This is a genomic window from Methanobrevibacter sp., assembly GCF_045586545.1.
GTDB lineage: Archaea > Methanobacteriota > Methanobacteria > Methanobacteriales > Methanobacteriaceae > Methanocatella.
This window is the reverse complement of record NZ_JAZNAN010000002.1, coordinates 26,070-40,685: the sequence shown is the minus strand read 5'-3', so window position 1 is coordinate 40,685 and position 14,616 is coordinate 26,070. Positions and strand designations below refer to the sequence as shown.

Here is a 14,616-nt window from a genome sequence, read left to right as displayed (position 1 = left end):
TATCAACGTTTAGGCCAACAAACTGGTAGAGATGTTGGTATATTGTATGGTATTATACTTGGATTAATTATTTTAGTTGTAGCTATGAAATTTGGAGTAGCTTCAATGTTATCTACCTTATTATAGGAGGTTTATACTTATGTTTAGATTTGATAAAGAACAACTCGTAATTGATATTGCTGGAGTTAAAATGGGTGGGCAACCTGGTGAATACCCAACCGTTTTAGCAGGAACAATCTTTTACGGTGGACACAAAATTATTAGTGATGAAAAAGCAGGTGACTTTGATAAAGATGCTGCTGATGGATTAATTAAAACTATGGAAGAAATGTCTGACGTAACCGGAAACCCTTGTGTTGTACAAACTTTCGGTGCTACTGCAGATGCTATGGTAAAATACCTAGAATTTGTAGGTGACGTCTGTGACAAACCTTTCCTTATAGATTCAACCGCAGCTGCAGCAAAAATTGCAGGTGTAGAATATGTTCAAGAAGTAGGATTAGCTGAAAGAGCTGTTTACAACTCTATAAGTATGGCAGCAGAACCTGGTGAAATTGAAGCTCTCAAAAACTCTGACATCGATGCATCCATTCTCTTAGGTTTCAACCCAATGACTCCTGGTGTAGAAGGAAAAATCGAAATCTGGGAAACTGGTGGAGCTGTAATCGACCAAGGTATTCTTGAAATGGCTGACGAATGTGGAATCACCAAACCATGGATGGACGTAGCAGTTACTCCATTAGGTCAAGGTGCAGGACCTGCTGTAAGAACCGCTTACGCTGTAAAAGCTAAATGGGGATACCCAGTAGGATCCGGTATTCACAACGTACCTTCTGCATGGGACTGGTTAAGACAATACAAAAAAGAACACAAAGAAGCATGGCCTGTTTGTGATATCGGTTCAAACATCGTACAACAAATGGCTGGTGGGGACTTCGTTCTTTTCGGACCTATCGAAAACTCCAAACTTGCATTCCCTGCATGTGGTATGGCAGATATCATGATTGCTGAAGCAGCAAAAGATATCGGTACCGAACCTGTTGAAGACCACCCTATTAACAACTTATTATAGATAAAAGGGTCCCGATTAGATGAATTTTTCATCTAATCATTTTTTTCTATTTTTTACTTTTTTTTAACTAACTTTTTTGTACTTTTTTTCAAGGTTTTTTAACAAAATTTATATTATTATAAAAAGATATTTATAATCAAGTTTTAATTGAGGTTATAAAATGTCTTTTCTAAGTAAAATTTTTAATAAAGGTCCTAAACCTATCATTGCTCATTCTAAAACAGGTAATTTAGGTACTTTAAGAGCTCAAAAAGCAGGTCCTGCAAGTCCTGGTGCTGTTCAAAAGCCAGATACTTTTTATGTAACTGCTTCTGTTGAATTAGGTAACACTACTACAAAGTCTATTGTAATGGCTACCAATTTAAACACTAGTGAATCTTATTTATTAAATAAAACAGTTAAAATGACTCGTGATATACGTCCGCCTAAACCTAATGAAGAGGTTTTTGGTAAAACTGTTTGGGGTATTGAACTTTCTAAGGAATCTGTTACAGAACTTATTAAGGATACTGTTTTAGAATCTTTAAGAAAATGTAATGTTGATAAAGATGAAGATTTGGATTTTGTTGTAAGGTCTACTGGGGTAACCGCAGGTTTTGCAACTGCTGAGGAGGCAGGTCAACTTATTATTGCACTTGCTGACGGTTGTCTTGAAGCAGATATTCCTCCAAGGAAAATGTCTCCTGCAATGACTATTTCCCAACTTCCAGAAAGATTGCAAAAACATTCTCTTTTAGAAAACATCATGTTTGATGGTGCTGTTGTGAGTGTAGTTCCTCCTCAAGGTAAAGAAACAGTTGCAAATGAGATGGAAGGGGAGCTTGTAACTGCAGGTATTAAATTAGGTGCTAAATGGACTGATGTGGATTACAGAAACCCTTGTGTTTCTCTTGACTTCGGATCAACATTAGCTGGACGTATTGTTAATGATAATGAACCTTATGCTAATACTGTTGGTAACTTTTTAGGTTTGGCAGGTGTTGTAAGCGACTCTATAGCTAGAGGTTCCGGCATGATTGATAAGAAAAACGGTGCTGCTTTAGATATCTATTCCGATAAAGCAATGAAAAAGGCAGACCATAAACAAGCTCAAGCAAACGCATTGGAAGCACATAAATTGGTCAATATTACAAAAGTTCCAATGGATGTTGACAGATTCGGTACTGTACCGGTCAATCCTGAAGCTGCTGAAAAAGCCGGAACTACATTAATCGGATGTGATGTTGGATTTAATGGAGATAAATTGGATGAATTAATGGAATTGGGTGCACAATTCTATGATGCTAATGGTCTTCCAACTTTACTTTCAACTCTCGACTATGTAAGTACCAATATTGTTACTAGAGTATTGGATGTTGCATTTGCCGAAAACGTCATAGTTCCAGGTTCTGCATTAGGTATTACCGGTAGGGCAGGAATTACTGGACGCAAACCTCAACTTATATTGGAAGCTGTTCAGGATAAGTTTGAAAATGTTGTTTTCGTAGAAGATGGTCTTGCATTAGGTTCTGCAATCATGGCTCGTTGTATGAATTCAATGGGAACTCCTAAAGTGCCTATTGGAGGTAAACAAGGAGGAAGATGTATCCTTAAAGATCGTATGAAAATGATGGGCGGTAAATTCGCTTAAGCCTTTTTGTGGTTTATCATGATTTATGCTATTTTGATGGCCGGAGGTATGGGAACTCGACTTAAAGTTCCCGAAGAAAAACCTCTTTTCAAATTACATGATAAACCTTTAATTAAATTTGTAATTGATAACTTAACTGCTTCTAAATTAATCGATGAAATAATAATTGCCGTTAGTCCCCACACCCGTGAAACAACCCAATATTTAAGAACATTAGATTCTAATTTTAAAATTTTAGACACTTCAGGTAAAGATTATCTGACAGATTTATCCTATATTTTAGATTATTTTGAAAAGAAATCAAAAGATGATACTTTACTTTTTATCAATGCTGATTTGCCATTTATTTCGACTGAAACAGTTGATTATGTCCTAGACTATTATTCTAAATCATCTAAAGATGCATTGTCCATATTGGTTCCTGTCAAAATTTTTGAAAACTTGGGTCTTGAATATTCTTATGAATTTGATGGCAATGTTCCATCGGGGTTAAATGTTTTGAGAAGTGAAAATATTGTTCAAGAGGAAGAACAACTGGTTATTCCAAAAGTCGAGTTAGCATTAAATATTAATACCATTCCGGATAGTAAAGTAGCTGAAAAGTTGTACAATGAGTATTATATTTAAATATGATGAAGTTAAATATTTATATAATTAAATTTAATTTTTATTAGGTGATTTAATGGAAAATAAACAAATTCCTAAAAGAGAAGAAAAATTATGGAGCGAAATTAAAAACTACCAAGTTGCTACCAATAATGCACGTATTCTTGGTGTTTTAGATGAATTAATCATTAACGAAAAAACCGGTAAAATCGTTGATATCGCTATTAGAGTAGAAAGTGACCGTAACATTCATGTTAAAGGGGCTAAAAGAAACGGTGACTTGTTATTAGTTCCTTTCGCTAAAGTGGAAAAAGTTGGCGAATTCATTATTGTAACTGAATAATTTCAGTTATTTCTTTTTTTTTCTTTTTCAATTCTTATTTTATTTTTTTGTGTTAACTATTTATATTTTGTAAATTATAGTTATAGTAGTATAAAACAAATTCATATTTATTCGAAAGGTGATTATATGTTGCTTGAAATAGAAAATTTGGCTGTCGAAGTGGCCGGAAAAAGAGTTTTAAAGGACATTAACTTGTCTATTGAAGAGGGGGAGACTCATGTTCTTTTAGGACCTAATGGTGCAGGTAAAAGTACTTTATTTTTAACCATATTAGGTTTTCCAAATTATGATGTAGTTCAAGGTTCTATTAAATTTAAAGGTCAAGATATTACTGGTTTGACTACAGCTGAAAGAGTTAAACTAGGCATTGGTGTTAGTTTCCAAACTCCTCCTTCCATTAGAGGAGTTTCTGTTGGAGATTTATTAAAAATTATATCTCACCAAGATGTAAATGAAGAATTAAACCCTAGAATGAAAGGATTAGCTCAACAACTTAAATTCAGTGATGAATTCTTAGATAGAGATGTAAATCTTGGATTTTCTGGTGGTGAAGTAAAGCGTTCTGAAATTTTACAGTTGCTTGCTCAAATGCCGGATTTCACAATGTTTGATGAACCTGATTCCGGTGTGGATATAGAAAATGTAGAATTGTTAGCTTCAGAAATTGGTACTTTATTAGATAAAGATAAGCCACAGGGTGCTAGAAAAAGAAGCGGACTTTTAATTACTCATTTAGGTTATATTTTAAACTTTGTCAGTGCTGATAAAGCGCATGTTTTGATTGATGGTGTAATTTCTTGTTCTGGAAATCCTACTGAAATTTTAGAAGATATTAGAAAAAACGGTTTTAATGGATGTGTTGAGTGTGCGCAATGTTTATGAAGATGCTTTAAGAGCTAAAGATAAAAAAGCTGCAATTGGTGCAGATGTAACTATTGAAAACTTTACCGATGAGACTGTTAATGCTTTAGACATGATTGATGATTTAGATGATTTAAGTAATCAAACTAAAAAAGATCTTTTAAAAGTTGGAGTGGATACTGAAGAAAAGAACAGGTCAGGTTCCTTTTTACAGGTGGATCAAAGTAATATTTTCACAAATAACTCAATGTCTGATTCAATTGAAGTCATGAATATGGCCATTGCATTGGAAAAGTATAGTTGGCTGGAAGATTATCTTTGGAATGTTGTAAAACCTGATGCAGATAAATACACTGCAAAAACTGCTTTAAATGAGAAAGAAAATGGTGTTCTAAGCGGGTATTTTGTAAGGTCTCTACCGGGAACTAAAGAGGTAATGCCTGTTCAAGCATGCATGTTTATTAGTGATGAAGACATTATGCAAACTGCTCACAATGTAATTATTGCTGAGGAAAACTCCGAATTACATTTGATTACAGGTTGTGCAACCGGTGATGATGTAGGTTCTGCAATGCATGTTGGAGTTTCTGAAATGTATTTAAAACCAGGTTCCAAAATAACCTTTACAATGGTTCACAACTGGGCAGAACAAGTTGAAGTACGTCCAAGAACTGGTGTTAAATTAATGGATAATTCAACTTATATTAATAATTATATTTTAACTAGTCCTGTAAGTACCATTCAATCTTTTCCAACTGCATACTGCGATGGGGAAAATTCAAGGGCTATTTTCCAAAGTATTCAGGGCGGTAAGAAAGATTCCATTATCGACGTTGGATCTAGAGTTTTGTTAAATGCTAAAGGCGCTAGGGGAGAAGTTATCTCAAGAGCTGTTGCACAGGATGAATCTAAAATTTATGCAAGAGGGCATTTAGCAGGTACAGTTCCTGATGTTAAAGGTCATTTGGAATGTCATGGTTTAGTATTGTCTGATGATAGTTTTATTTATGCCGTACCTGAACTTGAAGCCAGTTCTGCGAATTTAGAGATGTCTCACGAAGCGGCTGTAGGTAAAATTTCTGAAGACGAAATCAATTATCTGACCTCTAGAGGTATTGAAGAGGAAGATGCTGAATCCATGATTGTCAGAGGATTCTTAAACATGGATATTACTGGTCTTCCTGATGAATTGGCTCAACAAACTCAAAATATGATTGATATGAGTCTTGATGGAATGTAATTCCATCTATTCTTTCTTTTTTTCTTGTTTTTTCTTGTAAAATTTATTTTTCAAATGGCTTGTTTCATAGTATATAAACTTTTTGGATTTAGTTTCTAAGTAACCTTTATATTAATTATAAATGAAATATATTAATCAGTACATAATGTAATGCTGAGCTAGCTCATTAAGTACAGAAATTGTGTTTTTAAGGCATACCTAAAGGTTATTCCTTAAAAAGAAAATTTTAAAATTTTTTAAAAAACTTTAAAATTGGGTTTAGAAAGACGCAAGTTTTTCTAAAAACGGAAAAAATATATAGAGGAGGAGAAACTCTATGGCTGATGATGTAAAAATTGTAATGTTTTGTTGCAACTGGTGTTCCTATGGAGGAGCAGACACAGCTGGTACTGCACGTATGCAATACCCACCGAATATTAGAGTTATTCGTGTAATGTGTTCTGGAAGAATTGACCCACAATTTATTTTAAAAGCATTTAAAGAAGGTGCTGATGGGGTATTTGTAGCTGGATGTCATATGGGTGACTGCCACTATGATGCAGGTAACTACAAATTAGATCGTAGAATGAGATTAATTTATAAATTAGTTGAAGATATGGGAATTGGAAAAGAAAGAGTTTACCACGATTGGATTTCCGCATCCGAAGGTGAAAAATTCTCTCAATCTGTTAAAATGATGGTTAACAGAATTAAAGATTTAGGTCCAGCTCCATTAAAACAACAATTAGATGCTGAAGAATAGATTGGAGGAATGAATATGGCAGATAAAGTTAAAATAGGAACTATGTGGTTTAGTGGTTGTTCCGGATGCCACTTATCCATTGCGGATTTCCACGAATCCTTAATTGATGTTATGGAATTCGCCGATTTCGAATTTTCCCCTGTACTCATGGATACTAAATATGATGAAGTACCTGAATTAGACATTATTATTGTTGAAGGTGGAATAAGAAATGACGAAAACAGAGAATTAGCTGAAATGTTAAACGAAAAAGCTAGTATGGTTATTTCTTATGGTACTTGTGCATGTTACGGAGGTATTCCAGGTCTTGGAAACTTATGGACTGTAGAAGAATTAGAAGAAGAAGGATACATTAACTCAGTATCCACTGTCAACCCTGAAGGTATTATTCCTCACGAAGATGTACCTCATCTCGAAAGTAGAGTAAGACCTATCAGTGAAGGTATGGACATTGATTTAATGATTCCAGGTTGTCCACCTCGTTCTGATGTAGTAGCAGAAGCTGTTTTAGCATTATTAAGAGGAGACACAATTGAATTACCTTCCACCAACCTTTGTGAAGTATGTCCTAGAGAAAAACCACCTGCAGGTTTAGCTATGGACTTCATTAAAAGACAATTTGAATTAGGTCTTCCAGAACCTGATTTATGTTTAATTAGCCAAGGTTTAGTATGTATGGGTCCTGCAACCGTATCATTATGTGGTGCAGAATGTCCTTCCATTGGTATCCAATGTAGAGGATGTTACGGTCCTACTGCAAAAGTATTAGACCAAGGAGCAAAAATGATCAGTGCGATTGCATCTGACTACGGTGTTCAAGAAGATAAAACAGTTGATCCTGAAACTGTTGCAGAGCAATTAGATGATATTGTAGGTACTTTCTATACTTACACATTACCTGCTGCTTTAGTACCAATGAAAATGCAGAAAGGAGGAGAATAAAATGGTTAAACTTACTATGGAGCCTGTCACTCGTATTGAAGGACACGCTAAAATTACAGTACATCTTGACGATGCTGGAAATGTAGAAGAAACAAGATTACATGTTATGGAATTCAGAGGTTTCGAAAAATTCTTAACTGGTCGTCCTGTTGAAGAATTACCTAGACTCGTACCTAGGATCTGTGGTATTTGTGATGTACAACACCACTTAGCAGCTGCTAAAGCAGTTGACCAAATTTTCGGTTTCGATGATTATGAAATCTTACCTACTGCATACAGAATGAGAGAAATCATGAACTGGGGTTCATACATGCACTCCCACGCACTTCATTTCTACTTCTTAGCAGCACCAGATTTAATCATTCCTAACGGAACCAGAAAAACTAGAAATGTTTTCCAAGTTATTAAAGATATGCCTGAAATTGCACTTCAAGCAATTAACATCAGAAGAAACGGTTTAGAAATGGTTAGAAAAATCGGTGGTCGTCCTATTCACCCTACCTCATCCACTCCTGGTGGTATCTCAACCGAATTAGACGCTGATACTCAAAAAGATTTACTTGAAAGAGCAAAACAAAATGTAGAATTAGCACAAGCTACTTTAGACTTAGCTATTCCTGTATTTGAAGAAAACATCGACTTAATTGCTTCATTAGGTAACTTCGGTGACACCAGACACTGTGGTACCGTAAAACCTGACGGAACTTGGGATGTATATAATGGTAACATTAGATTCAGAGACAAAGACGGAAGCGAAATGTTTGAATACAGAAACGAAGAATATACTGATTATGTTGCTGAACACGTAAAACCTTACTCCTGGTTAAAATTCCCTTACATTAAAGAAATGGGATACCCAGAAGGTATTTACAGAGTTGCACCATTATCAAGAATTAACGTCTGTGATCAAATGCCTAAAGAAGCACCTCTTGCTCAAGAAGCTCTTAATGCATTCCGTGATGCATTCGGATACGCTCAAGCACCATTATTATTCAACTATGCTAGACTTATCGAATTATTAGCATCAGCTGAATGTGCTGCAGCAGCTTTAGAAGAAGATTTATCCGGTAAAAAATTCCCTGATGAATTAGAAAGAACTGAAGGTAAAGGTGTAGGTATTGTAGAAGCTCCTCGTGGTACTTTAATCCACCACTACGAATCTGATGACAATGGATTATGTACTTACGCTAACATTGTTGTAGCTACAATCCAAAACAACCCAGCTATGGAAATGGGTATTCACCAAGTTGCTAAAGACTACATCAAACCTGGTGTAGAAGTAGATGATAGTATCTTCAACTTAATGGAAATGGTTATCAGAGCATACGACCCATGTTTATCTTGTGCTACCCACTCAATGGATAGTCAAATGAGATTAGCTGAAGTAGATATTGTAGACAGTGAAGGAAACCTCATTAAAAAATTCTAAATTTAAGGGGGTTTTATAAATGATTGTATTTAACGAAGATGGCTGTATAAAATGTGGTGCTTGTGAAGGAACTTGTCCTACATCAGCTATTGAAATAACACCTACTGCTATTGTTCACTGTGACACTTGTGGTGAAGAACCAAAATGTGCTGACGCATGTCCTAATGGAGCATTAAAAGTAGAAGAATTCGAAATTGCTGAAGGTGTATTCCAAGCAAGATTAGTATTCAACTCTGTATTATGTGACTCCTGTGGCAAATGTGAAGAAGTATGTCCACAAGAAACTTTAAAAGTCACTGGTGAAAAATTAAAAGAAGTTGAAGGGTTCTGTGTAATGTGTCAAAAATGTGTTGACATTTGCCCAGTTGATGTAATTGGAATTCCTGGTGTTAAAGAACCTGCTGTATGTGAGTTAGACCTCACTGGAAAAGGTCCTGTTTACATCGCTGATTGTGTTGGATGTGGAACTTGTGTTGATCCTTGTCCAGTAAATGCAATTACTCTTGAAGAAGTAGGAAGCCCTGTTACTGTAAATGATGATTGTATTAGATGTGGTTTATGTTCACAAACCTGTCCTTGGAATGCAATTTTCATTGCTGAGAAAAAACCTATCAAACGTTCAAAAGAAATTAAATCTTTCACTTTCGATTCAGCTAAATGTATCGGTTGTAACACTTGTGTAGAAGCTTGTCCTGGAGACTTCATTTCTGCAAACGCTGCAAGCTTAACTGTTGCAATTCCTAGTGTCTGTGCTGCATGTGGTTTATGTGTAAAACTTTGTCCTGTTGATGCATTAGATATTGATGTAGAATGGGGTGAAGGTGCACCTGTAGATGCAGAAGGTATTGGAAGAGATGCAGAAAAATGTGACTTCATTGGTGCATGTGCTAACAAATGTCCTACTCAAGCTATTCGTGTAGTTACCAAAACTGGTATGTTATGCCCAGCTTTAGAAGAAACTGATGGTGAACCATCATTCGCAAGCTGTATTAGATGTGGAGCATGTGCTTCTATGTGTTCTAACGACGCATTAAAAGTCGAACAATATGAATTAACTATTGACGGCGAACCTGTTGTTAGAGACAGAATTGCATTTAACCCATCTAAATGTGACCAATGTGGTGACTGTATCGAAGCTTGTCCTTACGACATGTTACATAAAACAGACAATCCTAAATTACCAATTGCAGGATTCTGTACCTTATGTGGTCAATGTATTGAAGCATGTCCAGAAGACGCTTTATGTTACAAATAGGTGTGTTTACACACCTTTATTTTTTCTTTTTTTAAAAAATTAGTTATATATTATTCATTACTATTTTTCCATTGACTATTGTCATAATTGGTTTTCCAATATATTCCCATCCGTCAAATGGAGAGTATTCCGCTTTTGTTTTAAATTCTTCAATATTGAATTTTCCTTCTTGTTTCAAGTCAATTACAGTAAAGTCGGCGTCTTTTCCAATTGCTATCTGGCCTTTATTTTCAAGTCCATATACTTTAGCAGCATTTTCAGAAAAGATTTTTGGAATTATTTTCAAATCTATATTTCCCTTATTCACTTCAGTTAATATGAGGGGAACCACGGTTTCCAGATTAGGTATTCCAGGAGATGAATCCCACACCCCTTTTGTTTTATCTTCAAGTGTATGTGGTGCATGATCGGTTCCAATTATGGAGGTTTCATCCAAATCATTTATTGTTACCCTTTCCTCTTTTGGCCTTAAAGGGGGATTGGTTTTTATGAATGTGCCATATATATTATATGCTGAATTGTCCATAAGCAAATGGTGAGGTGTAAATTCCCAGCTCACAGGCAGGGTTTTACTTGCATTTTTAGCCATATGCAATGATTTGGCGGAACTTAAATGACATATATGCAATCTTAAATCATTTGCTCTTGCAAGTTCAATTGCTTGTTTCACTGATTCGTCTTCACTAACTGTTGGTCTTGCATAGGTGTAGTCGATTGCTTCATTTTCATCTTTTTGTTTTAGTAATTCTGTTTGTGATTCGACAATTGATTTTTTCTCACAATGGGTGGCGACAAGTCCATTATAGTCAGTTTTATTTTTTAAAGCAGATAAATTGCTGAATATTTCTTCTAAACTTTCATCACTTTCCAAATCCATAAACACTTTAAATGAAATTGGTTTTAATTTGATCATCTTTTCCATTTCCTCAAGACTGTTATGTCCTGCTTGAAGTTCAAAATTGACCACGGATTTATTTTTTGCAATTTCAATTTTTTCTTTAAGCGCTTTGTATGTATTTGTTTTGGGAAGTGTATTGGGCATGTCTATGACTGTTGCAAAGCCTCCCGCAGCAGCACTTTCACTTCCTGTTTTGAAGTCTTCTTTTTGAGTTAATCCTGGATCTCTAAAATGAATGTGGGGGTCAATGAAACCTGGAAGAATATAATTGTTTTTAATATCTATAACGGTATCTGCATTTATAGGTGTTTTTGAGATATCAGCAATTTTCCCGTCTTCAACCTTAATGAAGAACTCTCCAGGTTTATCAACAAATTTACAATTTTTTATAACTAGATCCATGATTAATCTCCTAAGTCTATAATTAGATATTTGTCAGTTCATATTTTTAAATCATAAGTTTTTTAAAATTTAAGATTTATATTTAAATTTATGTCTCAGGTTTGCGATATATTAGGAAGGGATAAAAAATTATTTTTCGATGATTTGAATATGGAATCAAAAAATTCTGATATAAAATCAGATGTTAATTTGATAGCTGATTTCACTGAATATAATCCTTTACATAATGGTCATTTTCATTGCATGAAAACTGCAAAACATATGTTTCCTGAATCATTATTTGTAGCTATTGTACCTGGCTTATTTGAGAGAAGTGGTAGGGGTATTCCATATATATTGCCACGTGAAATTAGGGCAGAAATTGCAATTTCTGTTGGTGCAGACATTGTTGTCGAAGGGCCTCCTATGGGAATAATGGGATCCGGCCAGTATTCCTTATGCCTATGCAAGATGTTTAAAAATTTAAACACAGATTATATACCTCGCGGATACAAACCTTTAGATGGTTTTGATGAGATTTTAAAAAGAATTAATATGGGCCATCATATAGCTCCAAGACCATATAAAATCATTGATAAAACTACCGGAGAAATAATTTTAAAGGACAAACTTGAAGAGGATAACTATGTAATTACCTCATTTTCAAATTCATTAAGTAAAATCGGATTTGACTATACAAACAAATTTATTTTTGTTGAAAGGATTGAAGGGGTTAGCGGAACTTTAATTCGTGAAAGCATCCAAAGGGATAATTTTGATGATGTAGTTGACATGATGCCTTCAAAAACTATTGAAGTGTTGAAAAGGGAAATAAAAAACGATTCTATAATCTATGGGATTAGAGATGTTGAATCCATTTTAAATACTGCAAATAATTTTAATTTTAATGAATTGGCAGGTTTAAATCTATTCAATGATAAATTAGCCGAAAATATTATTAAAAACAGACCTTATTCTTCTTTAGAAGAATTGGAAAAAGCGATTTTACATGGATTTTCTTCACATTTTCACCAGAGGGTCTTAAGCATTTTGGAAAATCCGATTCCTAAAAAGACAATTTCAGATTATATTGATAAATATCCATCAAATATTCGAATTTTAGGTTATAAAAATAAGGAATGTTTGGAAAAATTTGAAAAAAAAGTAAATAATGAAAATATTTCATTATTTAATGGGTTAAAAGATTGTTAATAACATTTTGTGGATTTTTAAGTGCAAATACAGCATCCATAAATGTTGGGTAACTTGAATTCAATAAGAACAAGTATATCAAGTAGTAAATAACAATTAAAATCACAATGATTAGAATAATGGTTAATAGGATATCAATAATACCCATTGGTTCTTTTTCTTCTTGATAATTTAGGTTGTGGATATTCTTTTCTTCCTTATCAGTCATTACTCCTTGTTCTTTTAAGATTTCAGCTCTAATTCTAGCTTCCATTTCTTCAGGAGTTTCTTGAAGAGGATCTTTTCTTTGAGCACGTGGAGGTTCTTCTTCTTTTGGAACATACTCTTTTCTAGTTAGAGATCCATATTGAGCTTCATCTTTAGCTAATTGTTCATTTAATGGAACTTCATTTTCATCAAAGTACAAGTCATCAAGATATTTTTCATATTTGTCTTCTAAATCGAGTCTTGCACTTGTGGTTTGTGGTTCGTAAGAGTGGTCAGGGTAAATAAAGTCATCATCCCCTTGAGGTTTTAAGGTAGGCTTTTCCACATCATATTCGTTTTGAGCAGATTGTGGTTTTTGATAAATGCTTTCAGTATCATTAGGATAGGATGATTCCAATCCTCCATCATACTCAATATTGCTTTTAATATTATATGGAGAATCTTCACTTATTCCTTGACTTTGTGAAACTTCTTGTTGAGGAGCATAAGGTATTTCAATTTCATCTAGTTGTTCTTGAGTTTGATAAATTGATTCATCAATTGCCTCGGATATTGTAGGTTCAGCAACAGCAGGTTCTTCTTCAACAACAGGTTCGTTTTCTTGTTGATTATTATCTATTCCAAGTCCTACAATTTTTTCTAAACATTCTTTGCAGTAAATTTTACCTGCAATTTCTAAACCACATTCTTTACAAATGGATTTTCCACATATTGCACATTGATCGGTGCCGTCTCTTTCAGGATGATAATAGCATTCCATAAATTACACTCTCTACGAATTTGAATATATTATAAATAATTATATATCTTTTTTTTATTTATATATAATTTTTTGTTAATATTTGAAATTGGTATTTGTAATAATTTTTTCAACTACAATCTCTGAAGCAATTAAATCATCAGCGGTTCTTAAAAAACTACCAATGTTATCATAATCTAAACTATATTCTACGCTATTTTCGTTTAATTCAGATTTTAAGTAATTTTCATTATCCACTTCCAATGATTCGTAAGCGAGTTTCGCATTATCTTCATTATCATAGTTAAATTTTATATTTCCTTTAATTTTCATAAATTTCACGCTAATATACTTTTATCTTATTTGTTCCTAAAATATTTTTGTCATTATTATTGAAAATATGGTAAACTTTATAAATAACTAAGTTAATATATTTAAGTATTCTATATATTACGAATAATTTTTATATAGCTATTAGATTCTAATGATGGAAATGTAAGATTTCAAGTTTATTATAGCTATTTTTTTTAATTAAACATGTCATTTCATGTTATATTTATTTCGGAGGAATAATAATGGTTCGTGCTTATACAAGAAAAGAGTATATTAGAAAAAACCCAAATTCAAGAATCGTACAATATGATATGGGTAACTTAAGAGATGAATTCCCAGTATCTGTAAGTTTAGCTGTTAAAAAACCAACTCAAATCAGACACAATTCTTTAGAAGCTGCAAGGATTGCTTCTAACAGATTAATGCAAAGAGCTGCAGGTAGAATGGGTTACCACTTAAAATTAAGAGTTTACCCTCACCAAATCGTAAGAGAAAACCCAATGGCAACCGGTGCAGGTGCGGATAGGGTACAAAGTGGTATGAGAAACGCTTTTGGTAAACCTATCAGTGTTGAAGCTGTTGTTAAAAAAGATCAAAGAATAATCACTATTGATTGTCAAGAAAGACACTTTGAACAAGCTAAGGTTGCATTAAAAAGAGCAGGTATGAAAATGCCAGTTCCATGTAAAATAGTTGTTGACAAAGGTGCAGAATTAATTAAATAGA

Annotated in this window: 16 protein-coding genes; 13 read left to right on the top strand and 3 right to left on the bottom strand. The window is 33.9% G+C overall.

Features of this window, described 5'->3' with window-relative positions:
• The 11 genes from mtrG to ACKI3D_RS00260 all read left to right on the top strand — a co-directional run.
• On the top strand, positions 1 to 126 hold a 126-nt coding region (gene mtrG / locus ACKI3D_RS00310; RefSeq protein ID WP_407391233.1), incomplete at its 5' end, for a tetrahydromethanopterin S-methyltransferase subunit G.
• A gap of 13 nt (positions 127 to 139) precedes the next feature.
• Positions 140 to 1,072 (top strand): tetrahydromethanopterin S-methyltransferase subunit H, encoded by a 933-nt coding sequence (mtrH, locus tag ACKI3D_RS00305; protein WP_407391227.1) that lies wholly within the window; start codon positions 140 to 142, stop codon positions 1,070 to 1,072.
• A gap of 160 nt (positions 1,073 to 1,232) precedes the next feature.
• Positions 1,233 to 2,702 carry a methanogenesis marker 14 protein gene (locus ACKI3D_RS00300; RefSeq protein ID WP_407391225.1) on the top strand — a complete coding sequence of 490 codons (1,470 nt, stop codon included), beginning with the start codon at positions 1,233 to 1,235 and terminating at the stop codon, positions 2,700 to 2,702.
• A gap of 18 nt (positions 2,703 to 2,720) precedes the next feature.
• The gene (locus tag ACKI3D_RS00295; protein ID WP_407391223.1) at positions 2,721 to 3,329 is read left to right on the top strand and encodes an NTP transferase domain-containing protein; all 609 of its coding nucleotides are present in this window, start codon (positions 2,721 to 2,723) and stop codon (positions 3,327 to 3,329) included.
• A 55-nt stretch (positions 3,330 to 3,384) separates the two neighbouring features.
• On the top strand, positions 3,385 to 3,651 hold the full coding sequence (locus ACKI3D_RS00290; protein WP_292606090.1) for a PRC-barrel domain-containing protein: 267 nt from the start codon (positions 3,385 to 3,387) through the stop codon (positions 3,649 to 3,651).
• Positions 3,652 to 3,777: 126 nt separating this feature from the next.
• Positions 3,778 to 4,533, top strand: coding sequence for an ABC transporter ATP-binding protein (locus tag ACKI3D_RS00285; protein WP_407391221.1), 756 nt, complete (start codon positions 3,778 to 3,780; stop codon positions 4,531 to 4,533).
• A complete protein-coding gene (locus ACKI3D_RS00280) occupies positions 4,502 to 5,752 on the top strand; it encodes a SufB/SufD family protein (RefSeq protein ID WP_407391219.1) in 1,251 nt (416 codons plus the stop codon). The genes ACKI3D_RS00285 and ACKI3D_RS00280 overlap by 32 nt, the downstream gene beginning before the upstream one ends.
• Positions 5,753 to 6,068: 316 nt before the next feature.
• Positions 6,069 to 6,494: a hydrogenase iron-sulfur subunit gene (locus ACKI3D_RS00275; RefSeq protein ID WP_407391217.1), complete on the top strand. Its 426-nt coding sequence runs from the start codon at positions 6,069 to 6,071 to the stop codon at positions 6,492 to 6,494.
• A gap of 15 nt (positions 6,495 to 6,509) precedes the next feature.
• Entirely contained in the window at positions 6,510 to 7,436 is a 927-nt protein-coding gene (locus ACKI3D_RS00270; protein WP_407391216.1) for a F420-nonreducing hydrogenase, read from the top strand.
• Position 7,437: 1 nt separating this feature from the next.
• Positions 7,438 to 8,865: a Ni/Fe hydrogenase subunit alpha gene (locus tag ACKI3D_RS00265; protein ID WP_407391214.1), complete on the top strand. Its 1,428-nt coding sequence runs from the start codon at positions 7,438 to 7,440 to the stop codon at positions 8,863 to 8,865.
• Between the two features lie 19 nt (positions 8,866 to 8,884).
• Complete coding sequence (locus ACKI3D_RS00260; protein WP_407391212.1) at positions 8,885 to 10,120, top strand: 4Fe-4S binding protein; 1,236 nt, start codon at positions 8,885 to 8,887, stop codon at positions 10,118 to 10,120.
• A gap of 43 nt (positions 10,121 to 10,163) precedes the next feature.
• Here ACKI3D_RS00260 and ACKI3D_RS00255 read toward each other — a convergent pair whose 3' ends face one another.
• The gene (locus tag ACKI3D_RS00255; protein ID WP_407391210.1) at positions 10,164 to 11,420 is read right to left on the bottom strand and encodes a dihydroorotase; all 1,257 of its coding nucleotides are present in this window, start codon (positions 11,418 to 11,420) and stop codon (positions 10,164 to 10,166) included.
• Between the two features lie 90 nt (positions 11,421 to 11,510).
• Between ACKI3D_RS00255 and ACKI3D_RS00250 the strand changes: the two genes are divergently transcribed.
• Positions 11,511 to 12,611: a nucleotidyltransferase family protein gene (locus ACKI3D_RS00250; RefSeq protein WP_407391208.1), complete on the top strand. Its 1,101-nt coding sequence runs from the start codon at positions 11,511 to 11,513 to the stop codon at positions 12,609 to 12,611.
• On the opposite strand, the gene ACKI3D_RS00245 is transcribed toward ACKI3D_RS00250, so the two are convergent.
• Both ACKI3D_RS00245 and ACKI3D_RS00240 read right to left on the bottom strand, forming a co-directional pair.
• Positions 12,589 to 13,578, bottom strand: coding sequence for an ATPase (locus ACKI3D_RS00245; protein WP_407391206.1), 990 nt, complete (start codon positions 13,576 to 13,578; stop codon positions 12,589 to 12,591). The genes ACKI3D_RS00250 and ACKI3D_RS00245 overlap by 23 nt on opposite strands.
• A gap of 75 nt (positions 13,579 to 13,653) precedes the next feature.
• The gene (locus tag ACKI3D_RS00240; protein WP_407391231.1) at positions 13,654 to 13,890 is read right to left on the bottom strand and encodes a KEOPS complex subunit Pcc1; all 237 of its coding nucleotides are present in this window, start codon (positions 13,888 to 13,890) and stop codon (positions 13,654 to 13,656) included.
• A 242-nt stretch (positions 13,891 to 14,132) separates the two neighbouring features.
• Between ACKI3D_RS00240 and rplJ the strand changes: the two genes are divergently transcribed.
• Positions 14,133 to 14,615 carry a 50S ribosomal protein L16 gene (rplJ, locus tag ACKI3D_RS00235; protein WP_405269846.1) on the top strand — a complete coding sequence of 161 codons (483 nt, stop codon included), beginning with the start codon at positions 14,133 to 14,135 and terminating at the stop codon, positions 14,613 to 14,615.
• Position 14,616 lies beyond the last annotated feature (1 nt).